This is a genomic window from Streptomyces sp. NPDC030862 (assembly GCF_055571835.1).
On record NZ_JBVIEN010000004.1, the window covers coordinates 8,685 to 33,409 of the forward strand.

The 24,725-nt window shown below is 75.8% G+C and carries 1 protein-coding gene and 1 pseudogene; both read right to left on the minus strand.

What is annotated here, in order from left to right; genetic code table 11:
• Positions 1-5: 5 nt before the first annotated feature.
• Positions 6-10,700, minus strand: a pseudogene (locus tag ACZ42X_RS12045) (type I polyketide synthase); the annotation flags it as partial.
• A gap of 135 nt (positions 10,701-10,835) precedes the next feature.
• Positions 10,836-24,716 carry a type I polyketide synthase gene (locus tag ACZ42X_RS12050; protein ID WP_468287538.1) on the minus strand — a complete coding sequence of 4,627 codons (13,881 nt, stop codon included), beginning with the start codon at positions 24,714-24,716 and terminating at the stop codon, positions 10,836-10,838.
• Positions 24,717-24,725 lie beyond the last annotated feature (9 nt).

Consider the following 24,725-nt stretch of genomic DNA (forward strand, 5'->3'; position numbering starts at 1 on the left):
GGTGATCAGTTCGCGCTGCGGCCGAGCTGGTTGTCGATGAAGTCGAAGAGGTCCTCCGCGGAAGCCGCCTCCAGGGCCTCGGCCACCTCCTCGTCCCGGCCGCTCTGCGCCGCGGTCTCGTTGAGCCGGGACAGCAGCGTCTGGAGCCGTACGGAGACGGCCGTCCGAGCGGCGTCGTCACCCAGCTCCGCCAGGGCCGCGTCCAGCCGGTCCAGCTCGGCGAGCAGCGGCTGGGACGCGCCCGGGCCGTCGCCCTCCGGAGCCACCTCGGCCACGATGTGCTCGGTCAGCGCCTCCGGGCTCGGGTGGTCGAACACCACGGTCGCGGCCAGCCGCACCCCGGTCCTGGCGTTCAGCCGGTTCCGCAGCTCCACCGCCGTCATGGAGTCGAAGCCCATCTCCTGGAACGCGCGCCCCGCGTGGACCGCGTCGACCCCGGAGTGCCCCAGCACCGCCGCGACCTCGGTACGCACCAGGTCGAGGACCGTCTGCCGGCGCTCCACGGCCGACAGCCCGGCCAGCCGCCGCGCCAGCGACTCCACCTCGCCGCCGCCCGACCGGGCCACCCGCCGGCCCGGCACCCGCACCAGCGACCGGAACACCGGCGGCACCTGGCCGTGCGCCCGCATCGCGGACAGGTCCACGGGCAGCGCCACCACGGCCGCCGTGCTGTCGGTGAGCGCCGAGTCGAACAGCGCCGCGCCCTCCTCCGGCGACACGGGCCGGAAGCCCTCGCGGCCGAACCGCTGCAGGTCGTTGTCCGTCAGCGCCCCGTTGATGCCGTAGCTGAGGCCCCACAGGCCCCAGGCGATCGACGTCGCCGCGAGCCCCCGGGCCGCCCGGTGACCGGCCAGCCCGTCCAGGAACGCGTTGGCCGCCGCGTAGTTGGACTGCCCGGGCCCGCCGATCACGCCCACGCTGGACGAGAACAGGACGAACGCGGACAGATCCAGGTGCTCCGTCAGCTCGTGCAGGTACCAGGCCGCATCCGCCTTCGGGCGGAGCACCGCGTCCAGACCGCCCTCGGTCAGCGCCGGCACCAGCCCGTTGTCCAGGACACCGGCCGTGTGCACGACACCCCGCAGCGGATGCGCGTCCGGTACGGCGGCCAGCACGGCCGCCAGCGCCTCGCGGTCGGCCACGTCGCAGGACGCGAACGTGACCCGCGCGCCCAGCGCCGACAGCTCCGCCTCCAGCTCGGCCGCACCCGGCGCCCCGGCCCCGCGGCGGCTCAGCAGCACCAGGTGCCGCACACCGTGTTCGGCGACCAGGTGCCGGGCGAACAGGCTGCCCAGGGCGCCCGTACCGCCCGTGATGAGCACGGTGCCGTCCGGGTCCCAGGCCGCCGCCCGGCCCGCCGTACCACCCTGTGCGGAGCCCACCGGCATACGGCGCAGTCTCGGCAGCAGCACCGCACCGGCGCGTACCGCCGCCTGCGGCTCGCCCGAGGCGACCACCGCGGACAGCACCTCCGCCGTCGCACCGGCGGCGTCAGGTGCCCCGTCCGTGGCGCCCGGCGCCCCGTCCAGGTCGATCAGCGTCAACCGGTCCGGCGCCTCCGCCTGGGCCGACCGCAGCAGCCCCCAGACGGTCGCCGCGGCCGGCTCCGGCACGCCCTCGGCGCCCGTGTCGACGGCGCCCCGCGTCAGGACCACCAGCCGCGTCCCGCCGAGCCGCGGCTCGGCCAGCCACTCCTGCACAAGGCCGAGCGCCCGCCGCGCCGCCGCGTGGGCGGCGCCCACCACATCGTCGGCGGCACCGGCCGCGAACCGGGCCAGCACGGCGTCCACCCCGGCCCCGGCCTCCACGGCCTTGCCGACCGCCGCCACCTCGTCGAACACGGGCACCTCGGTACCCGCGCCCGCGACGGCGCCCGCCGCGTCCAGGCCGTCGCCGTCGAGGACGCCCCAACGGAGCGACCCGTCCGGAGCCGGCAGCGCGGCGCGCTCCCAGTCCAACTCGAACAGCGGCCTCGCCGCGTCCACGGCGGCCCCGCTGAACGCCGCGTCCGGCACGTCCCGGAAGACGAGCCGCCCGATCGTCACGACGGGCCGGTCCTCCGCGTCGGCCAGCACCACCGCGACCGCGTGCGCGTCCACCGCACCGCCGCCGCCGCCGTCGGCCTCGGTCCCCGCGTCCGCCGCGGGCTCCGGCAGAGGCAGTTCGGCCGGAGCGACCCGTACGCGGACGGCGGTCGCGCCGCTCGCGTGCAGCCGCACCTGCTCCCAGCGCGCCGGCACCCGGGTCGTCCCCGGCTCGCCGTCGCCGGCGGACGCGGTCACCGCGGCCTCCAGCAGCACCGGGTGCAGCTCGTAGCGGGCGGCGTCCGGCAGCAGGTCCTCCGGCAGCCGCACCTCCACCGACGGTCCGCCCGACGGCACCGGCGCCGCCGGGGCCTCCGGCGTACCCGTACCGGCCGGCACCAGGAAGCCCCGGGCGTGGACCGCCCACACGGCGTCCGCCCCGGCGTCCTCACCGCGGCTGTGCACGGTGAACGGCCTCCGGCCGGACGCGTCCGCCGGGCCCACGCCCAGCTGCAGCTGCACCGCGCCGTCCGCCGGCAGCACCACGGGCGCCACCAGGTCCAGCTCCACCGAGCCCGGCAGGCCCAGCTCGTCACCGGCCCGCACGGCCATCTCGACCAGCGCGGACGCCGGCACCACCGGCGCGTCGAACACCGCCTGCTCGGCCAGCCACGGGTGCGTACGCGCCGACAACCGGCTGGTGAACAGCGTCTGTTCGACTCCCGCCACGGTCACCGCCGCACCCAGCAGCGGATGCCCGGTGGCCGCCAGGCCGTACCCGGAGTCCCCGCCCCCGGCGGTACCGGTGAGCCAGAACGCCCGGCGCTGGAACGCGTACGTCGGCAGCGTCACGGGACGCGGCTCCGCCTCGGCACCGGAACCCGCGAACAGCGCCCGCCAGTCGACCAGCACACCCCGGCTGTGCAGCACTCCGACGGCCGTCACGAGCTGGTGTGCTTCGGGGCGGGTTGTGCGGAGGGTGGGGGTCGCGTCGGCGAGGGGGCTGAGGACGGCGTCGGGGCCTATTTCGATGAGGGTGGTGGCGCCCAGGTCGCGAAGGGTGGTGACGGCGTCTGCGAACCGCACCGCCTGGCGGACTTGGTCGGCCCAGTAGGTGGGGGTGCGCAGGTCGTCGCCGGTGGCGAGGGTGCCGGTGAGGGTGGAGACGACGGGGATCGTCGGTTCGTTGTAGGTGAGTTCGGCGGCGGTGCGGCGGAACTCGTCGAGCATGGCGTCCATGCGGGGGGAGTGGAAGGCGTGCGAGACGGTGAGCTGCTTCGTCTTGCGGCCCAGCTTCTGGAAGTGTTCCGCGACCGTCTGTGCTGCGTTTTCGTCGCCGGAGACGACGACCGACTCGGGGCCGTTGATGGCGGCGATCGAGAGCCGGTCGGCCTTATCGGCGATCACCGGCAGGACTTCGTCTTCGGTGGCCTGGAGGGCGATCATCGCCCCGCCGGTGGGCAGCTCCTGCATCAACCGGGCCCGGGCGGCGACCAGTCGTGCGGCGTCGGGCAGGCTGAGGACACCCGCGATGTGGGCGGCGGCGAGTTCGCCGATGGAGTGCCCGGTGACGTAGTCGGGGGTGATGCCCCAGGACTCCAGGAGCCGGTAGAGGGCGACTTCGGTCGCGAACAGCGCCGGCTGCGTGTAGCCCGTCTGGTCCAGCTCCCGGCCGTCTGCGATGACCGCGCGCAGCGGCTTGTCCAGCAGCGGGTCCAGCTCCGCACACACCGCGTCGAAGGCGTCGGCGTACGCGGGGTAGGTGGCGTACAGCTCCAGGCCCATGCCGGTGCGCTGGGCGCCCTGACCGGTGAAGAGGAAGCCGGTCTTCCCGGCGGTCTTCGTCCCCTGTGTCACGTACGGGGCGGATTCACCGGCGGCCAGGGCCCGCAGCCCCGTCAGCAGTTCGTCGCGGTCGGCGCCGGCCACCACCGCACGGTGGTCGAAGGCCGTCCGGCTCATGGCGAGCGACCAGCCGATGGCGGCCGGGTCCAGGGACGCGTGCCGCTCGGCGTACGCCAGCAGCCGGGCGGCCTGGTCGGACACCGCCTCGGGCGTACGGCCGGACAGCGGCCACGGCGTGACCGGCAGGGCGACGGCCGGGGACTCCTGCGGCGCGTCGGCGCCCGGGGGCTCCTCCAGCACGAGGTGGGCGTTGGTGCCGCTGATGCCGAACGACGACACCGCCGCGCGGCGCGGGCGGGCGGGCGCCTCCCACGGGCGGGCCTCGGTCAGCAGCTCGACCGCGCCCGCCTCCCAGTCGACGTGGCTGGTCGGCCGGTCGACGTGCAGGGTCTTCGGCAGGACGCCGTGCCGCATGGCCTCGATCATCTTGATGATGCTGCCGACGCCGGCCGCCGCCTGGCTGTGGCCGATGTTCGACTTGAGCGAGCCCAGCCACAGGGGACGGCCCTCGGGCCGGTCCTGCCCGTACGTGGCCAGCAGCGCCTGCGCCTCGATCGGGTCGCCCAGCCGGGTGCCCGTGCCGTGCGCCTCCACCACGTCCACATCCCGCGGCTGGAGGCCGGCGTTGGCGAGAGCCTGGCGGATCACCCGCTCCTGGGACGGCCCGTTGGGGGCGGTGAGGCCGTTGGACGCGCCGTCCTGGTTGACGGCCGTGCCGCGGATGACGGCCAGCACCTGATGGCCGTTGCGGCGCGCGTCCGACAGCCGCTCCACCAGGAGCAGGCCCACGCCCTCCGACCAGCCGGTGCCGTCCGCGCCGTCGGCGAACGGCTTGCACCGCCCGTCGGGCGCCAGGCCGCGCTGCCGCGAGAACTCCACGTACGAGGTCGGGCTCGCCATCACGGTCACGCCGCCCGCCAGCGCGAGGTCGCACTCGCCCGAGCGCAGGGCGGCGGCCGCCATGTGCAGGGCCACGAGGGACGACGAGCAGGCCGTGTCCACGGTGACCGCGGGGCCTTCGAGACCCAGCGTGTACGACACCCGGCCGGAGGCGACGCTGCCCGCGTTGCCGCTGGCGAGGTAGCCCTCCAGATCCTCGGGGACGCTGTCCAGCTGGGAGCCGTAGTCGTGGTACATCACGCCGGCGAACACGCCGGTACGGCTGCCGCGCAGCGACGCGGGGACGATGCCCGCGTTCTCCAGGGTCTCCCACGCGGTCTCCAGCAGCAGCCGCTGCTGCGGGTCGGTGGCGAGCGCCTCGCGCGGCGACATCCCGAAGAACTCGGGGTCGAACCGGTCGGCGTCGTGCAGGAACCCGCCGCCCTTGGCGTACGTGGTGCCGGTGTGCTCCGGGTCGGGGTGGTACAGGTTCTCCAGGTCCCAGCCGCGGTTGGACGGGAACGCGGTGATGGCGTCGGCGCCGCCGGCGACGAGCCGCCACAGGTCCTCGGGCCCGTTGACGTCGCCCGGGTAGCGGCAGGCCATGCCGACGATCGCGATCGGCTCCAGCGAGGAGGAGTCGGCCGTCACCACGGCCGGGGCCGCCTCGGGCGCCGAGCCGAACAGCTCCGCGTCCAGGTGCGCGGCGAGCGCCGCCGGGTTGGGGTGGTCGAAGACGAGCGTGGTCGGCAGGCGCAGCCCGCTCACCTTGTTGAGCTGGTTGCGCAGCTCGACGGCGGTCAGGGAGTCGAAGCCGATCTCCTGGAAGGCCCGTTCGGCCCCGATGGCGGACGGGTCGGCGTGGCCGAGCACCCCGGCCACCTGGGCACGTACCAGGTCCGTGAGGGCCTGCCGGCGCTCGTCCGGCGACAGGCCCGCGAACCGCTGCGCCAGCGGAGACCCGGCGTCCCCGCCGCCCGCCGCGGCCGACACGGCCGTGGCGCGGCGGGGAGCCGCGGGCACGAGCCCGCGCAGCAGCGGCTGCGGGTCGTCCTGGCGCCGCAGCGCGGCCGTGTTGAGCCGCGTGACGGCCAGGACGGCCTCGCCGGTGACGGGGGCGGCGTCGAACAGCTCCATCGCGTCGTCCGACGACAGCGGGAGCAGCCCCGTGCGCTCGATGCGCTTGAGGTCGGTCTCGTCGAGGCCGCCGCTGATGGTGCTGGCCTCGGCCCACAGGCCCCAGGCGAGGCTGGTGGCGGGCAGGCCGTGGGCGTGGCGGTGCTGGGCGAGCGCGTCGAGGAACGTGTTGCCCGCCGCGTAGTTGGCCTGCCCAGCGTTACCGATCAGGCCCGCGATGGACGAGTACAGGACGAAGGCCGTGAGGTCCTGGTCCTTCGTCAGCTCGTGCAGGTTCCATGCCGCGTCGACCTTCGGTTGGAGGACCTTCGCCAGCCGCTCGGCGGTGAGCGACGACAGGAGCCCGTCGTCGAGGACGCCGGCGGTGTGGACGACCGCGGTGAGCGGCCGGTCCGCCGGGATGGCGGCCAGTACCCCGGCCAGCGACTCACGGTCGGCGGCGTCGCACGCGACCACCGTGACCTCGGCGCCGAGCTCGGTCAGTTCGTCCCGGAGCTCACCGGCGCCGGGGGCGTCGATGCCGCGGCGGCTGAGGAGCAGCAGGTGCCGTGCCCCGTGCCGGGTGACCAGGTGGCGGGCCAGGACGCCGCCGAGGGCGCCGGTGGCGCCGGTCACGAGGACCGTGCCGCCGTCCCAGCGCGGCGCCCCGGCCTCCGCCGCCCCGGCCGTCGTGCGGGCCAATTGCGGCGTCAGGAGCGCGGTGCCGCGTACGGCGGCCTGCGGGACGTCGGGGGAGACGTGCCGCGGATCGAGGGCGTCCGTGTCGCGGTCGACGAGGACGATACGGCCCGGGTTCTCGCTCTGGGCCACCCGCACCAGACCCCACACACCGGCGTGCGCCAGGTCCGTGACGTCCTCGCCGTCGCCCGTCGCGACCGCGCCGCGCGTCGCCACGACCAGGGTCGCGTCGGCCCGCCGCTCGTCCGCCAGCCATGCCTGGAGCGCCGCCAGAGTGTCGCGCAGCAGGGCGTGCGCCGCCCCCGCCACGTCGTCGGAGCCGTCCGTCGGGTCCGGCGCGTACACGACCGTGCCCGTCCCGGCCGGGACCTCGTCCAGCGACGCGTACCGCGCGGCGCCCTCGACGGCGACACCGCCGACGACCGCCCAGTCCGACGCCTCCACCGGCGCCGCCGCCGGCGCACCCGCCGTCCACACGACCTGGAACAGGCCGTCGCGTGCCGTCGACGCGGCCTCCCGCAGCGCCTCCTTCGACAGCGGCCGCAGCAGCAGCGACTCGACGGACGCCACCGGGGCGCCCACCGCGTCCGCCACGGCGAGGGACACCGTGTCGGCGCCCGACGGGGTCAGCCGTACGCGCAGCGCCGTCGCGCCCGACGCGTACACCCGCACCCCGGACCAGGAGAACGGCAGCATCGCCACGCGGTCCCCGTCGGCCACGCCCGGCAGCAGCGGGTGCAGGGCCGCGTCGAGCAGCGCCGGGTGCAGCAGGAACCGCCCCGCATCGCCCCGCGCGCCCTCCTCCAGCGCGACCTCCGCGAACAGCTCGCCGTCCGCGCCGCGCCACACGCGGCGCAGGCCGCGGAACGCGCCGCCGTACGCGTACTCCTCGTCCAGCAGGCGCTCGTACACGTCCGTCAGCTCGACCTCGACGGCACCGGCCGGCGGCCACGCCACCAGGGCGGTGCCCTGCTCGGCCGGCGCGGCGGGCGCCAGCGTGCCCCTGGCGTGCAGCGTCCACGGGCCGGCGTCGCCGCCCGCGTCGCCCTCGCGCCGCGCGTACACCTCGATCGCCCGCTGCCCGCCGGCCGCGCCGTCCGCGTCGCGCACGACGACCTGCACCTGTACGCCGCCCTGTTCGGGCAGCACCAGCGGCGCCGACAGGGTCAGCTCCTCCAGGCTCGGGCAGCCCAGCTGCTCGCCCGCGCGGACCGCCAGCTCCACGAAACCGGTGCCCGGCAGCAGTGCCGTCCCGGCCACGGCGTGGTCCGCGAGCCACGGGTGCGTGGTGAGCGACAGCCGGCTCGTGAAGAGCGTGTGGTCACCGTCCGCCAGTTCCACCGTGGCACCCAGGAGCGGGTGTTCCGTCGCGAGCAGGCCGAACCCGGAGGCGTCGGCCGGGGCGTCGGAGGCGTCCAGCCAGTACCGGTCGCGCTGGAAGGCGTACGTCGGCAGGTCGACCGGCTCGCCCCGGCGCCCGCCGAGGAACCGCTCCCAGTCGACGCGGCCGCCCCGCGCGAAGAACCCGCCCACGGCCGTCACGAGTTGGTGTGCTTCGGGGCGGGTTGTGCGGAGGGTGGGGGTGGCGTCGGCGAGGGGGCTGAGGACGGCGTCGGGGCCTATTTCGAGGAGGGTGGTGGCGCCGAGGTCGTGCAGGGTGGTGACGGCGTCTGCGAAGCGGACGGCCTGGCGGACTTGGTCGGCCCAGTAGGTGGGGGTGCGCAGGTCGTCGCCGGTGGCGAGGGTGCCGGTGAGGGTGGAGACGATGGGGATCGTCGGTTCGTTGTAGGTGAGTTCGGCGGCGGTGCGGCGGAACTCGTCGAGCATGGCGTCCATGCGGGGGGAGTGGAAGGCGTGCGAGACGGTGAGCTGCTTGGTCTTGCGGCCCAGGTCGCGGAAATGCTCCGCGACCGTCTGTGCTGCGTTTTCGTCGCCGGAGATGACGATCGACTCGGGGCCGTTGACGGCGGCGATCGAGAGCCGGTCGGCCAAGTCGGTGACGAGCGGCAGGACTTCGTCTTCGGTGGCCTGGAGGGCGATCATTGCCCCGCCCGTGGGCAGCTCCTGCATCAACCGGGCCCGCGCGGCGACGAGTCGGGCGGCGTCGGGCAGGCTGAGGACACCCGCGATGTGGGCGGCGGCCAGTTCGCCGATGGAGTGCCCGGCGACGTAATCCGGGGTGATGCCCCAGGACTCCAGGAGCCGGTAGAGGGCGACTTCGGTGGCGAACAGGGCGGGCTGGGTGTAGCCGGTCTGGTCCAGCTCGGAGCCGTCTGCGATGACCGCGCGCAGCGGCTTGTCCAGCAGCGGGTCCAGTTCCGCACACACCGCGTCGAAGGCTTCCGCGTACGCCGGGTGGGCGGCGTAGAGCTCCAGGCCCATGCCGGTGCGCTGGGCGCCCTGGCCGGTGAAGAGGAAGCCGGTCTTCCCGGCGGTCTTCGTCCCCTGCGCCACGTACGGGGCGGTTTCCCCGGCGGCCAGGGCCCGTAGGCCCGCCAGCAGTTCGTCGCCGTCGGCACCGGCCACCACCGCACGGTGGTCGAACAGGGCACGCGTGGTCAGCAGCGAGTGCCCCACCGCGGCCGGGTCGAGCCCGTCCCGCTCCTCGGCGTACGCCAGCAGCCGCTGCGCCTGGCCCGCCAGCGCATCGGGCGTACGGGCGGACAGCACCCACGCGTTGACCGGCGGGGCGGCCGCGACCGGCTCGTCGGACGAGTCCTCGGCAGGAGCGACCTCCTCCGGCTCCTCGATCACGACGTGCGCGTTGGTGCCGCCGAAGCCGAACGACGACACGCCCGCGCGGCGCGGCGTATCGGACTTCGGCCACGGACGGGCCTCCGTCAGCAGCTCGACCGCGCCCGCGTCCCAGTCGATGCGGGACGAGCGCTCCTCGGCGTGCAGCGTCCTCGGCAGGACGCCGTGCCGCATGGCCTCGATCATCTTGATGACGCCGCCGACGCCGGCGGCCGCCTGGGCGTGGCCGATGTTCGACTTGAGCGAGCCCAGCCACAGGGGCCGCCCCTCGGGCCGGTCCTGCCCGTAGGTGGCGAGCAGGGCCTGCGCCTCGATCGGGTCGCCCAGGGCCGTACCGGTGCCGTGGGCCTCCACGGCGTCCACGTCGTGCGGCTGGAGGCCGGCGTTGGCGAGAGCCTGGCGGATGACCCGCTCCTGGGAGGGGCCGTTGGGGGCGGTGAGGCCGTTGGACGCGCCGTCCTGGTTGACGGCCGTGCCGCGGATGACGGCCAGCACCTGGTGGCCGTTGCGGCGCGCGTCCGACAGCCGCTCGACGAGGAGCAGGCCCACGCCCTCGGCCCAGCCGGTGCCGTCCGCGCCCTCCGCGAAGGACTTGCAGCGCCCGTCGGGCGCCAGGCCGCGCAGCCGCGAGAACTCGACGAACGCGGTCGGCGTCGACATCACCGCGGCACCGCCCGCCAGGGCCAGGTCGCACTCCCCGGAACGCAGCGCGTTCACCGCGAGGTGCATCGCCACCAGCGACGACGAGCACGCCGTGTCGACCGTGACGGTGGGGCCCTCCAGGCCGAACGTGTAGGCGAGCCGCCCGCAGGCGATGCTGCCGGCGCTGCCGCTGAACAGATAGCCCTCGTTGCCCTCGGCGGGCAGGTGGGGCCGGGAGCCGTAGTCGTTGTACATGAGGCCGGTGAACACGCCGGTACGGCTGCCCCGCAGCGACGCAGGGTCGATGCCGGCCCGCTCGAAGGTCTCCCAGGTCGTCTCCAGCAGCAGCCGCTGCTGCGGGTCGACCGCCAGCGCCTCGCGCGGCGACATCCCGAAGAACTCCGGGTCGAACCGGTCCGCGTCGTGCAGGAACCCGCCCTCGGTCGCGTACGACGTGCCGGGCTCGTCCGGGTCGGGGGCGTACAGCCGCTCCAGGTCCCAGCCGCGGTTCACCGGGAAGCCGCCGACGGCGTCCACACCGTCCGACACCAGGCGCCACAGGTCCTCGGGGCTGGTGACGCCACCGGGGTAGCGGCAGGCCATGCCGACGATCGCGATCGGCTCCTGGGCCTTGTCCTCGACCTCGCGCAGGCGCTTGCGCGCGTCCCGCGCGTCCGCGATGGCCCGCTTGAGGTACTCCCTCAGTTCTTGCTCGTTCGCCACGTGTTCTCAGCTCCCCGACGTGATGTGGCTCGGTGGTGAAAGGTCGTTGTGTGCGCGTCGTCGCGCCTCGGTGTCCGCCGCCATCGCGCGGCCTCAGTTCAGGTCGTCGAGGAGCGCGAACAGCTCCTCGTCGGTCGCCGTGTCCAGGTCCCGGCCGTCGGCCTCGTCGCCGTCGCCCTCGCCCGCCGCCGCTCCGGCCAGGTCCAGCAGTTCCTTGAGCCGGCCGGTGATCTGCTCGAACGCCTCCCGGTCGCCCGCGGCGACCGACTGGATGGAGTCCTTCAGCCGGTCCAGGTCCGACAGGACCGGGGTCGCCGCCGACACCTCCTCGACCGTGATCTGCTGCCGCAGGTACGCGGCGAGCGCGGCCGGGTTCGGGTAGTCGAAGACCAGCGTGGACGGCAGCCGCAGCCCGGTCGCCGCGTTGAGCTGGTTGCGCAGCTCGACGGCGGTGAGCGAGTCGAAGCCCAGCTCCTGGAAGGCGCGCCCGGCGTCGACGGCGCCGTGGTCGGAGTGCCCCAGCACCCCGGCGACCTGGGCGCGCACCAGGTCCGTCAGGACCTCCATGCGCTGCTCCTCCGGCAGTGCGCCGAGGCGTTCCGTCAGGGACGGGCCGCCCTCGCCGCCCGAGCCGGCCGCCGAGCCGGCCGCCGTGCCGGCCGCCGCGGCGGTACGGCGCGGGGCGCTCGGCGCCAGGGCCCGCAGGATCGCCGGGAGCCGGTCGGGCTGCCTGCGCAGCGCGGCCGTGTCGAGGCGGGTGACGGCCAGGACGGCCTCGCCCGTGGTGGGCGCGGCGTCGAACAGGTCCATCGCGTCGTCCGACGACAGCGGCAGCAGGCCCAGCCGGGCGAGCCGGCGCAGGTCGGTCTCGTCGAGGCCGCCGCTGATGGTGGAGGACTCGGCCCACAGGCCCCAGGCGAGGCTGGTGGCGGGCAGGCCGTGGGCGTGGCGGTGCTGGGCGAGCGCGTCGAGGAACGTGTTGCCCGCGGCGTAGTTGGCCTGTCCGGCGTTGCCGATGAGACCTGCGATGGACGAGTACATGACGAAGGCCGTGAGGTCCTGGTCCTTCGTCAGCTCGTGCAGGTTCCACGCGGCGTCGACCTTCGGCTGGAGGACCTTCGCCAGCCGCTCCGGCGTCAGGTCCGTGAGGACCGTGTCGTCGAGGACGCCGGCGGTGTGGACGACCGCGGTGAGCGGCCGGTCCGCCGGGATGGCGGCCAGCACTCCGGCCAGCGCCTCGCGGTCGGCGGCGTCGCACGCGGCCACCGTGACCTCGGCGCCGAGCTCGGTCAGTTCGTCCCGCAGGTCGCGGGCGCCGGGGGCGTCGATGCCGCGGCGGCTGAGGAGCAGCAGGTGCCGTGCCCCGTGCCGGGTGACCAGGTGCCGGGTCAGGACGCCGCCGAGGGCGCCGGTGGCGCCGGTCACGAGGACCGTGCCGCCGTCCCAGCGCGGCCCCTCGGCCTCCGCCGCCCCGGCCGTCGTGCGGGCCAGTTGCGGCGTCAGGAGCGCGGTGCCGCGCACGGCGGCCTGCGGGACGTCGGGGGAGACGTGCCGCGGATCGAGGGCGTCCGTGTCGCGGTCGACGAGGACGATACGGCCCGGGTTCTCGGTCTGGGCCACCCGGACCAGACCCCAGACACCCGCCCGGACCAGGTCGGTGACGTCCTCGCCGGGACCGGTCGCGACCGCGCCGCGCGTCGTCACGACGAGCCTGCCGTCCGCGAAGCGCTCGTCCGCCAGCCACGCCCGCAGCGTGGCGAGGGTGTCCCGCAGCGCGGCGTGCGCCTCCTCGGCGCTGCCCGTGCCCGTGCCCGTGCTCGTACCGGCAGGCGGCGCGTACACCAGGGTGTCGGCCCGCTCGACGGTGTCGAGGCCGGTGTGCCGGGACGCGCCCGGCACGGTGACGTCACCGAGGACGGCCCAGCCGGAGACGTCCACCGGGGCCGTACCGGCCGGGCGGGCGAGCGGCGTCCAGACGACGCCGAACAGCCCGTCCCGGGTCGTCGCGGCCGCCTCGCGCAGGGCCTGTGCCGACAGCGGCCGCAGCAGCAGCGACTCCACGGTCGCCACCGGGGCGCCCGTGCCGTCCGCCACCGTCAGCGCCGCCTCCAGCGTGTCGGTGTCCTGGCCGGACACCGCCAGCCGCACCCGCAGCACCGAGGCGCCCACGGCGTGGACCGTGACCCCGGACCAGGCGAACGGGAGCCGCGCCTGGCCCTTCTCGTCGACGACGCCCGGCAGCAGGGTGTGCAGGGCCGCGTCGAGCAGCGCCGGGTGCAGCAGGAACCGCCCGGCGTCGCCGCGCACCGGCTCCGGCAGCGCGACCTCGGCGAAGACCTCCCCGTCGCCGCGCCACACCCGGCGCAGCCCGCGGAACGCCTCCCCGTACTGGTACCCCAGGGTGTCCAGGCGCTCGTAGACGCCGCTCAGGTCCGTCTCGACCGCGCCCGCCGGCGGCCACGCCGTCAGCGCGGTGCCCGTGGTCCCGGTCGCCGGGGCGAGCGTGCCGGAGGCGTGCGGCGTCCAGGGGCGCTCCCCGGACTCGTCGCCGTCGTCGGGCCGGGAGAACACCTCCACGGAGCGGCGGCCCGCCCCGTCGGCCTCGCCGACCACCACCTGTACCTGTACGGCCCCGTCCTCGGGCAGCACCAGCGGCGCCGACAGCATCAGCTCCTCGACCCGCTCGGCGCCCAGCCGCTCACCGGCCCGGGCGGCCAGCTCGACCAGGCCCGTGCCGGGCAGCAGCACCGTGCCGTGCACGGCGTGCTCGACCAGCCAGGGGTGGCTGCGCCGGGACAGCCGCCCGGTGAACAGGTGCTCGTCGCGGTGGGCCACGCCGACCGCCGCACCGATCAGCGGGTGTTCCGTCGCGGCGAGCCCGAGACCGGCCGCGTCGGCCGGGGCCTCGGTGCCCTCCAGCCAGTAGCGCTCGCGCTGGAAGGCGTAGGTGGGCAGCGGCACCGTGCGGGCGCCGGGGAAGACCGTCGACCAGTCGGGCGACGCGCCCCGCAGGCGCAGCCGCGCCAGCGCGCCCATGACGGTCTCCTGCTCGGAGCGGTCCCGGCGCAGCGCCGGCACCAGCAGCCCGGCCTCCTGCTCCAGGCAGGACTGGGCCAGCGCGGTGAGGACCCCGTCCGGGCCCAGCTCCACGAAGTCCGTGACGCCCTCGGCCTCCAGGCACCGCACGCCGTCGAGGAAGCGCACCGCCTCCCGGATGTGCGTGGCCCAGTAGTCCGGCGAGGTCAGCTGCTCGGCGGTGGCGAGCGCGCCGGTCACGTTGGAGACCACCGGGATGCGCGGCGGACGGAACGTCAGCCCCGACGCCACCTCGCGGAACTCGTCCAGGACCTCCTCCATGTGCGGGGAGTGGAAGGCGTGCGACACCGGCAGCCGCTTCGTACGGGCACCCTTGGCCCGCCACGCCGCCGTCAGCTCGTCGACCGCGTCCGCGTTACCCGAGATCACCATCGAGTCGGGCCCGTTGACGCCCGCGACCGCCACGGCACCGCCGTACGGCGCGAGCGACGCGCGCACCTCCTCCTCCGTGGCCTGCACGGCGGCCATGGCGCCGCCCTCGCGGGCCGCCTGCATCAGCCGGCCGCGCTCGGCGACCAGGCAGCAGGCGTCCGGCAGGTCCAGGACGCCCGCCAGGTGGGCGGCCGTCACCTCGCCGATGGAGTGGCCCAGGAGGTAGTCGGGGGTGATGCCGTGGTGCTCGAACAGCCGGAACAGCGCCACCTCCACCGCGAACAGCGCGGCCTGCGTGAACGCGGTCTGGTCGATCAGCGCCGCGTCCGCCGTGTCGGGACGGGCGAACAGCACGTCCTTCAGCGGGCGGGCCAGCTCCGGGTCGAGGTGCGCGCACACCTCGTCCAGGGCCCGTGCGAACGCCGGGCTGTTCTCGTACAGTTCGCGGCCCATGCCGAGCCGCTGGCTGCCCTGCCCGGTGAACAGGAAGGCCCGCTTGCCGGGGCGCGCCGAGTGCCCGCGCACCACGCCCGCCGGCGTGCCCTCACCGTCGGCGAGGGCGGCCAGGCCGCGCAGCAGTTCCTCCCGGTCCCGGCCGACGACCGCTGCGCCCTGTTCCAGGACGGCACGCTCGGTGGCGAGGGACAGGCCGATGTCGGTCACGGACGCCTCGGGTGCCTCCACGGCGTACCGGTGCAGCTTCGCCGCCTGGGCCCGCAGGGCCGCCTCGTCCTTGGCGGACAGGATCCACGGCACCACCGCGGGCGCCGCTTCCTGCGGGGCGGTGCGCGGTGCGGTGGACGGCGCCGGCGGGGCCTGCTCGATGATCACGTGGGCGTTGGTTCCGCTGATGCCGAACGAGGACACGCCCGCGCGCCGCGGCCGTCCCGTCTCGGGCCAGGAGGTCTCCTCCGTCAGCAGGGCCAGCGCGCCGGAGTCCCAGTCCACGTGCGGGGACGGCTCGTCGACGTGCAGCGTCCTCGGCAGGACGCCGTGCCGCATCGCCTCGATCATCTTGATGACGCCGCCGACGCCGGCCGCCGCCTGGCTGTGGCCGATGTTCGACTTCAGCGAACCCAGGTACAGGGGACGCCCGTCGGGCCGGTCCTGGCCGTACGTGGCCAGCAGGGCCTGCGCCTCGATCGGGTCGCCGAGCCGCGTGCCGGTGCCGTGCGCCTCGACGGCGTCCACGTCGCCCGGCCGGAGACCGGCGCTCGCCAGCGCCTGCTGCATGACCCGCTCCTGGGACGGCCCGTTGGGCGCCGTGAGCCCGTTGGACGCGCCGTCCTGGTTGACGGCCGTACCGCGGACCACCGCGAGCACGCGGTGGCCGTTGCGGCGCGCGTCCGACAGCCGCTCGACGAGCAGCAGGCCCACGCCCTCGGACCAGCCGGTGCCGTCGGCGGCCGCCGCGAACGACTTGCAGCGCCCGTCGGGCGACAGGCCGCGCTGGCGCGAGAACTCCACGAACGTGTTCGGGCCGTTCATCACGGTCACACCGCCGGCCAGGGCCAGGTCGCACTCGCCGGAGCGCAGCGCGTTCGCCGCCAGGTGCAGGGCCACCAGCGACGACGAGCACGCCGTGTCGACGGTGACCGCCGGGCCCTCCAGGCCGTACGTGTACGACAGCCGGCCCGAGATCACGCTGGACAGGTTCCCGGCCAGCAGGAACCCCTCGAACTCCTCCGGGGCGGTCGCCAGCCGCGACGCGTAGTCGTCGTACATGGCGCCCGTGAACACCCCGGTGTTGCTGCCGCGCAGCACGGCCGGGTCGATGCCCGCGCTCTCGAACGTCTCCCACGTGGTCTCCAGCAGCAGCCGCTGCTGCGGGTCCGTCGCGGTCGCCTCACGCGGCGAGATCCCGAAGAACTCCCGGTCGAACAGGTCCGCGTCGTGCAGGAACCCGCCCTCGCGGACGTACGAGGTGCCCGTGCGCTCCGGGTCCGGGTCGTACAGGGCGTCCAGGTCCCAGCCGCGGTTCACCGGGAACCCGCTGACCGCGTCGGCGCCCTCGGCGACCAGCCGCCACAGCTCCTCCGGCGACGACACCCCGCCCGGGTAGCGGCACGCCATGCCGACGATGGCGATCGGCTCGTCCGACGCGCCCCGCGGCCGGGCCTTCGCCACGGCGGCCGGGGCCTTCGCGGCGGACACCCGGGTCAGCAGGTACGTCGCCAGCGCCGCCGGCGTCGGGTGGTCGAACACGGCCGTCGCGGGCAGCCGCAGCCCCGTGGTGGCCGCGAGCCGGTTGCGCAGGTCCACGCCGGCCATCGAGTCGAAGCCGATGTCGTTGAACGCCCGGTCCGGCTCGACCGCCGACGCGCCCGCGTGCCCCAGCACCCCGGCGACCGTGGCGCGCACCAGGTCGAGGACCGCCTCGCGGCGCTTCTCCTCGGGCAGCGCGGCGATCTGCCGTCCCCAGTCGGTACCGCCGCCCCCGGCCGGCTCGGCTCCGCGCGCCGCGGACCGCCGGGTACGGGTCCGCACCAGGCCCCGGTACAGGGCCGGTACGGGCTCCGCACCGCCCGCGAAGCGGGCCGGGTTCAGGGCCACCGGGGCCAGCAGCGGCTCATCGCCCGCCAGCGCCGCGTCGAACAGGGCCAGGCCCTGCTCGGGCGTGAGCGGCGTCATCCCGGCCCGGCTCCAGCGGGCCAGGTCCGCGTCCGTCAGGGACGCGCCCATGCCGTGGCTGCCGTCCCACAGGCCCCAGGCCAGCGCGGTGGCCGGCAGGCCGGCGGCGCGCCGGTGCGCGGCCAGGGCGTCCAGGAAGGTGTTGGCGGCCGCGTAGTTGCCCTGCCCGGCGGTGCCGGTCAGCCCGGACACGGACGAGAACAGCACGAATGCCGACAGCTCCTGATCCTTCGTCAGCTCGTGGAGGTGCCAGGCCGCGTCCACCTTCGGCCGCAGCACGGCCGCCACGCGCTCCTCCGTCAGCGACTCCACGGTCCCGTCCGCCAGCACCCCCGCCGTGTGCACCACGGCGGTCAGCGGATGGGCCGGGTCCACCGCGGCGAGCAGCCGCTCGACCGCCGCACGGTCCGCGGCGTCCGCGGCGACGACGGTCGCCTCCGCGCCCAGCGCGGACAGTTCGGCCACCAGCTCCGCGGCGCCCGGCGTGTCCGGACCGCGCCGGCTGCTCAGCAGCAGGTGCCGCACCCCGTACGCGGTGACCAGGTGCCGGGCGAACAGCGCGCCCAGCCCGCCGGTGCCGCCCGTGACCAGCACGGTGCCCTCGGGGTCCAGCATGCGGCCCTCCGCCGCCCGCGCACCGCGCCCGGCGCGGGCCAGGCGCGGCGCGTACAGGGCGCCGCCGCGCACCGCCAGCTGCGGCTCGCCCGCCGCGCCCGCGGCGAGCGCCGCGACCGGCACGGCCGCGTCCGGCGCGTCCAGGTCGATCAGCACGACCCGGTCCGGGTGCTCCGACTGCACCGACCGCAGCAGGCCCCACACCGGGGCGGCGCCCAGGTCCGGGACGTCCTCGCCGGGCAGCGCCGCGACGGCGCCCCCGGTGACCACGGCGAGCCGTGCGTCGGCGAACCGGTCGTCGGCCAGCCAGCGCCGCACCAGCTCCAGGGTCCGTACGGTCGCCTCGTGCGCCGCCGCCGGGGTGCCGTCCGTACCGGCGGAGCGCTCCGTACCGGCGGTGCCGTCCGCACCCGTGGTGCCGTCCGCACCCGTGGTGCCGGACACCCGCACCACCGCCACGTCCACGCCGACGGCCGCGTCCAGGTCGTCGCCGACGAGGCCCCACGACGGGTCGGCCTCGCCCTCGGGCGCCGCCACCGCAGCCCACTCCACCGCGAACAGCGCGTCGTCGACCGGGCCGGCCGCCGCGGACTGAAGGTCCTCGCGGGCGATCGGCCGCAGCACCAGCGACTCCACCTCGGCGACCGGGGCGCCGGTGGCGTCCGCCAGGCTCAGCCGGTAGGTGTCCGCGCCGAGCGGCGAGATCCGCAGCCGCACCTCGGCCGCGCCCGTGGCCCGTACGTCGATCCCGGACCAGGCGAACGGCAGCCGGATCCGGTCCGTCTCGCCCTCCACGGCCGCGTCCAGCACCAGCGGGTGCAGCGCCGCGTCGAACAGCGCCGGGTGCACGGCGAACCGCGCGGCGGCTTCGGCATGCTCCTCCGGCAGCCGGATCTCGGCGAACAGCTCGTCACCGGCCCGCCACATCGCCCGCAGCCCCTGGAACGCCGGGCCGTACCCGTACCCCAGCGCGGCGAGGCGCTCGTACACACCGGTCAGGTCCGCGGGGACCGCCCCCTCGGGCGGCCACACCGTCCAGCGGTCGGCCTCGTCCGCCGTCTCCGCGGCCGCGGCCGGGGCCAGCGCACCGGCCGCGTGCCGCGTCCAGGCGCGGGCCGCGTCGTCGCCGACGCCCGCGCCCGCGTCACCCGTGTCGGGGCGGGCGTACACCGAGAACGGCCGGACACCCGAGGCGTCCGCCGCGCCGACCGCCACCTGGACGCGTACCGCCGCACGCTCCGTCAGCGGCAGCGGCGCCTCCAGCGTCAGCTCCTCCACGCGCGGCGCACCGAGGTGGTCGCCGGCCGCCGCGGCCAGCTCCAGGAACGCGGTCGCCGGCACCAGCACGTTGCCGCCGACGGTGTGGTCCGCCAGCCACGGGTGGCCGCGCAGCGACAGCCGGCTGGTGAAGACCGCGTCCTCGCGCTCCGCGAGGTCCAGCGTCGTCGACAGCAGCGGATGCTCCGCCGGGTCGAGCCCGAGGCTCCGCGCGTCCGCCGGAACCGACGGCGCCAGCCAGTAGTGCTGCCGCTGGAAGGGGTACGTCGGCAGGTCGGCCGACGCGGCCGGGGTGCCCGCGCCCGTGAAGAACGACGCCCCGTCCAGCGGCGCGCCCGCCGCGTACGCCCGCGCCAGGCCCTCGACGAGCGTGTCGCCCTCCGGCTGCCCGGCCCGCAGCAGCGGCACGGCCGTGACGTCGTCCAGGGCGCCGCGCGTGAGCGCGGTCAGCACCGCGTCCGGGCCGGCCTCCACGAACACCGTGGCGCCCTGGGCGGCCAGTTCGCGCACCGCGTCCAGGAACCGCACGGTGGCCCGGATCTGCCCGGCCCAGTAGTCCGGCGAGGTCAGTTCGGCGTCCGTGGCCCTCGCCCCGGTCACGGTGGACACGATCGGGATGCGCGGCGCCTTGAAGTCCACCTGGGAGGCGACCTCGCGGAATGCGTCGAGGATGCCGTCCATGTGCGGCGAGTGGAAGGCGTGCGACACCGTCAGGCGCTTCGTCCTGCGGCCGCGCTCCCGCCACTCGCCGGCGATCCGCTCGGCGGTCTCCGCGTCCCCGGATATCACCACCGAGTCGGGCCCGTTGACGGCGGCGATCGCCACCGCGTCCTCGTGCCCGGCGAGCGAGGCGGCGACCTCCGCCTCGTGCCCCTGTACGGCGATCATGGCGCCGCCCGCACGGGCCGCCTGCATCAGCCGGCCCCGGGCCGCGACCAGCTTCGCCGCGTCCTCCAGCGACAACACGCCCGCCACATGCGCGGCGGCCAGCTCGCCGATCGAGTGCCCGGCCAGCAGGTCCGGGGTCACCCCGTGGTGCTCCAGCAGCCGGAACAGCGCCACCTCGACGGCGAACAGCGCGGGCTGCGTGTACGTCGTCTCGTCGACGAGCGCGGCGTCCGGACCGTCCGGGTCCGCGAACACGACCTCGCGCAACGGCCGCTCCAGGTGCGGCGCGAACGCCGCGAACACCTCGTCCAGCGCCGCCGCGAACACCGGGTGACGCGCCGCCAGCTCCCGGCCCATGCCGACCCGCTGGGCGCCCTGGCCGGTGAACAGGAACGCGGTACGGCCCGCGTGCGCCGCGCTGCCCGTCACCACACCGGGCGCCTGCTCCCCACGGGCCAGCGCCGCCAGACCGGCCAGGAACCCGGCACGGTCCGCGGCGACCACGGCGGCCCGCTGCTCGAACGCCGTACGCGTGGTGGCCAGCGCACGTCCCACGGCCGCGTCGCCCGGCGCGCCCTCGGCCGCCGCGTACGCCCGCAGCCGCTCGGCCTGGGCGCGCAGCGCGGCAGAGTCCCGCGCGGACAGCAGCCACGGCGCAGGTAGCGCCGGCGCGGCGAGGGCCGCCGGCTCCCCGGCCGGGGCGGCCGCCTCCTGCGGGGCTTCTTCGAGGACGACATGGGCGTTGGTGCCGCTGATGCCGAACGACGACACCGCGGCCCGCCGCGGCCGGCCGGGCGCCTCCCACGGGCGCGCCTCGGTCAGCAGCTCCACCGCGCCGCGGTCCCAGTCGACGTGCGGCGACACCTCGTCGACGTGCAGCGTCCTCGGCAGGACGCCGTGCCGCATGGCCTCCACCATCTTGATGACGCCGCCGACACCGGCCGCCGCCTGGGCGTGGCCGATGTTGGACTTCAGGGAGCCCAGGAACAGCGGCGCGCGGTCCTCCCGGCCGCTGCCGTACGTCGCCATCAGCGCCTCGGCCTCGATCGGGTCACCGAGCCGGGTGCCGGTGCCGTGCGCCTCGACGGCGTCCACGTCGGCCGTGGTCAGGCCCGCGTCGGCGAGCGCCTGGCGGATGACCCGCTGCTGCGACAGGCCGTTGGGGGCCGTCAGGCCGTTGGACGCGCCGTCCTGGTTGATCGCCGAGCCCCGGATGACGGCGAGGACGCGGTGGCCGTTGCGGCGCGCGTCCGACAGCCGCTCCACCAGGAGCAGGCCCACACCCTCGGACCAGCCGGTGCCGTCGGCGGCCGCCGCGAACGACTTGCAGCGGCCGTCGGGGGCGAGGCCGCGCTGCCGCGAGAACTCCACGAACATGCCCGGCGAGGACATCACGGTCGCGCCGCCCGCCAGCGCCATGTTCGTCTCGCCCGAACGCAGCGAGCGGATCGCCAGGTGCAGCGCCACGAGCGACGACGAGCAGGCCGTGTCGGCGGTGACGGCCGGGCCCAGCAGGCCCAGCTGGTAGGCGATGCGGCCCGACATCACGCTGGCGGTGCTGCCGGTGAGGACGCTGCCCCGGACGTTCTCCGGAGCCTCGTACATGCGCGGCCCGTACTCCAGGGCCGTGGCGCCCACGAAGACGCCCGTGCGGGAGCCGCGCAGCGCCTCCGGGTCGATCCCGGACCGCTCGATCGCCTCCCACGCCGTCTCCAGCAGCAGCCGCTGCTGCGGGTCCATCGCCAGCGCCTCACGCGGCGAGATGCCGAAGAAGCCCGCGTCGAACCGGCCCGCGTCGTGCAGGAACCCGCCGTGGCGCACCGCGCTCTTGCCGGGTCTGTCCGGGTCGGGGTCGTACAGGTCCTCGTCCCAGCCGCGGTCCGTGGGGAACTCCGAGATCGCGTCGACGCCCTCGGCGACCACCCGCCACAGGTCCTCGGGGGACGCCACGCCGCCGGGGTAGCGGCAGGCCATGCCGACGATGGCGATCGGCTCGTCCGCGTCGACCGGCCGGACGAACGTGTCGGCGTCGCCGGCCGCACCCAGCAGCTCCGCCTCCACGAACTCGATGAGCGCCTGTGGCGTCGGGTGGTCGAACAGCAGGCTCGTCGGCAGGTCCAGACCGGTCGCGCGGGCGAGCGCCGCACGCAGCTCGGTCGTCATCATCGAGCTGAACCCGAGCTGCTGGAACGGCGTGCGCAGCTCCAGGCGCTCGTCGTCGCCGTACTCCAGGACGGCCGTGACGTGCCCGGTGACCAGCTCGGCCACGGCGCGCCGCCGCTCCTCGCCGGACAGCCCGGCCAGCCGCTCGCCGAGCGCCCCGCGCGGAGTGGCCGCCACCGCCTCGTCCCGCACCCCGCCGTCGCCGGCGACGGGCAGGGCCGCCTCCTTGCGGGTGGCCGCGTCGAACCAGTGGCGCCTCCGCTGGAAGGCGTACGTGGGCAGGGTGACGCGCCGGCCGCCCCACGGCCCGTACACCGAGGCCCAGTCGACGTCCGCGCCCCGCGTGAAGGCAGTCGCCACGGCCGTCAGGACGGTACGCGCCTCGGACCGGCCGGCACGCAGGGCCGGGGTGGCGTCGGCAAGGGGGCTGAGGACGGCGTCGGGGCCGACCTCGATGAGGGTGGTGGCGCCGAGGTCGCGGAGGGTGGCGACGGCGTCCGCGAACCGCACCGCCTGGCGGACCTGCTCGGACCAGTAGCACGGGGTGCGCAGCTCGTCGCCGGTCGCGAGGCGGCCGGTGAGGGTGGAGACGACGGGGATCGTCGGCTCGTGGTAGGTGAGCTCCTTGGCGACCTTGTGGAACTCCTTCAGCATGGCGTCCATGCGGGGGGAGTGGAAGGCGTGGGAGACGGTGAGCTGCTTCGTCTTGCGGCCCAGCTTCCGGAAGTGCTCGGCGACCTCTTCCGTCGCGTCCTCGTCACCGGAGACGACGACGGATTCGGGGCCGTTGACGGCGGCGATCGAGAGCCGGTCGGCCAAGTCGGTGACGAGCGGCAGGACTTCGTCTTCGGTGGCCTGGAGGGCGATCATCGCCCCGCCCGTGGGCAGCTCCTGCATCAACCGGGCCCGGGCGGCGACCAGTCGGGCGGCGTCGGCCAGGCTGAGGACGCCGGCGATGTGCGCGGCGGCCAGCTCACCGATGGAGTGCCCGGCGACGTAGTCGGGGGTGACCCCCCAGGATTCCAGGAGCCGGTAGAGGGCGACCTCGGTGGCGAACAGGGCGGGCTGGGTGTAACCGGTCTGGTCCAGCTCCTCGCCGGTCGCGATGACCGCGCGCAGCGGCTTGTCCAGCAGCGGGTCCAGCTCCGCGCACACCGCGTCGAAGGCGTCGGCGTATGCCGGGTGGGCGGCGTACAGCTCCAGGCCCATGCCGGTGCGCTGGGCGCCCTGGCCCGTGAACAGGAACGCGGTGCCGGCCGGTCCCGCCGTCCCGTCACCGTCCGCGCGGACGACCGCGCCCGACGGGCGGTCCTCGGCGAGCGCCCGCAACCCCGCCACCAGCTCGTCCCGGTCCGCGCCGACGACGACCGCGCGCTCGGCGAAGACCGTACGGTCCGTCGCCAGCGACAGGCCCACGTCCAGCGGCCGCGGCGCGTCCTCCGCCGCGGCGAACGCGGCCAGGCGCCCGGCCTGGGCGCGCAGGGCGGCCTCCGACCGCGCCGAGACCACCCAGGCCATGGCGTCGGGAGCGCCCTCCGGGGCGACGGCCGGCTCGGCCGCCGCCCTCGAAGGCGCCTCCGCGACCACGACGTGGGCGTTGGTGCCGCCCATGCCGAAGGAGCTGACACCCGCCACCAGCGGCCGGTCCGGACGCGGCCAGGCCGTGCGCTCGCGCTGCACGGCCAGACCCAGCTCCTCCAGCGGGATGGCGGGGTTGGGCGTCTCGAAGTTGAGGCTCGCGGGCAGCTCGCGGTGCGTGATGCTCAGCAGGGTCTTGATGAGCCCCGCGATACCGGCGGCGCCCTCCAGGTGGCCGATGTTCGTCTTGACGGAGCCCACCAGCAGCGGGTCCCCGGGCGCGCGGTCCGCACCGAGCGCGGCGCCGAGCGCGGCCGCCTCGATCGGGTCGCCGACCGGCGTGCCCGTACCGTGCAGCTCCACGTACTGGACGGTCTCGTCGGGGCCCAGCGCGGCCCGCTCGTGGGCCAGGCGCAGCACCTGCTCCTGGGCGACGCGGCCCGGCACCGTCAGGCCCTCGGTGGCACCGTCGTTGTTGACGGCGGTGCCGCGGATCACGCCGTGGATCCGGTCGCCGTCCGCGAGGGCCGCCGACAGCGGCTTCAGCACGACGACGCCGCCGCCCTCGCCGGGCACGAAGCCGTTCGCGCGGGCGTCGAAGGTGTACGACAGGCCGTCGGGGGAGAGCGCGCCGAAACGTTCCTCCGTGAGGGCGTTCTCCGCCAGCAGGTTGAGGTTCACACCGGCCGCGATCGCGGTCGTCGACTCCCCGGCGCGCAGGCTCTCGCACGCCAGGTGCACCGCGACGAGCGACGACGACTGCGCCGAGTCCACCGTCATGCTCGGCCCGTGCAGGCCCAGCTGGTACGAGACCCGGTTGGCGATGACGCCGCGGTTCACGCCCGTCATCGTGTGCTGCGTGACCGCCTCGGCGCCGTATTGGTACAGCAGGTTCGTGTAGTCGTCGCGCAACGTGCCGACGAACACCGCGGTGGACGTGCCGCGCAGCGCCGCCGGCACGATCCCGGCGTCCTCCAGCGCCTCCCAGGTCAGCTCCAGCACCAGCCGCTGCTGCGGGTCCATCGCGGCGGCCTCGCGCGGTGAGATGCCGAAGAAGCCCGCGTCGAAGTGGTCGACGTCGGGCAGGAATCCGCCGCGCCGGGCACCCTCACGCGTGCCCGGGGCCGCGTCCTCGGGCACGTCCCAGCGGCCCGGCGGCACCTCCGTGACGGCGCTCGCGCCCTCGCGCAGAAGGTTCCAGAACTCGGCCGGCCCCGCCGCACCGGGGAACCGGCAGGACAGCCCCACGACAGCGATCGGCTCCCCGGGGCCGGCGTTCGCGGCCTTCCCCTTCGGTGCCCCGGCTGCTACAGGATTGTTCTCACTCGTCACCACGCTCGGCTGCCCTTTCATGGCTGTGTC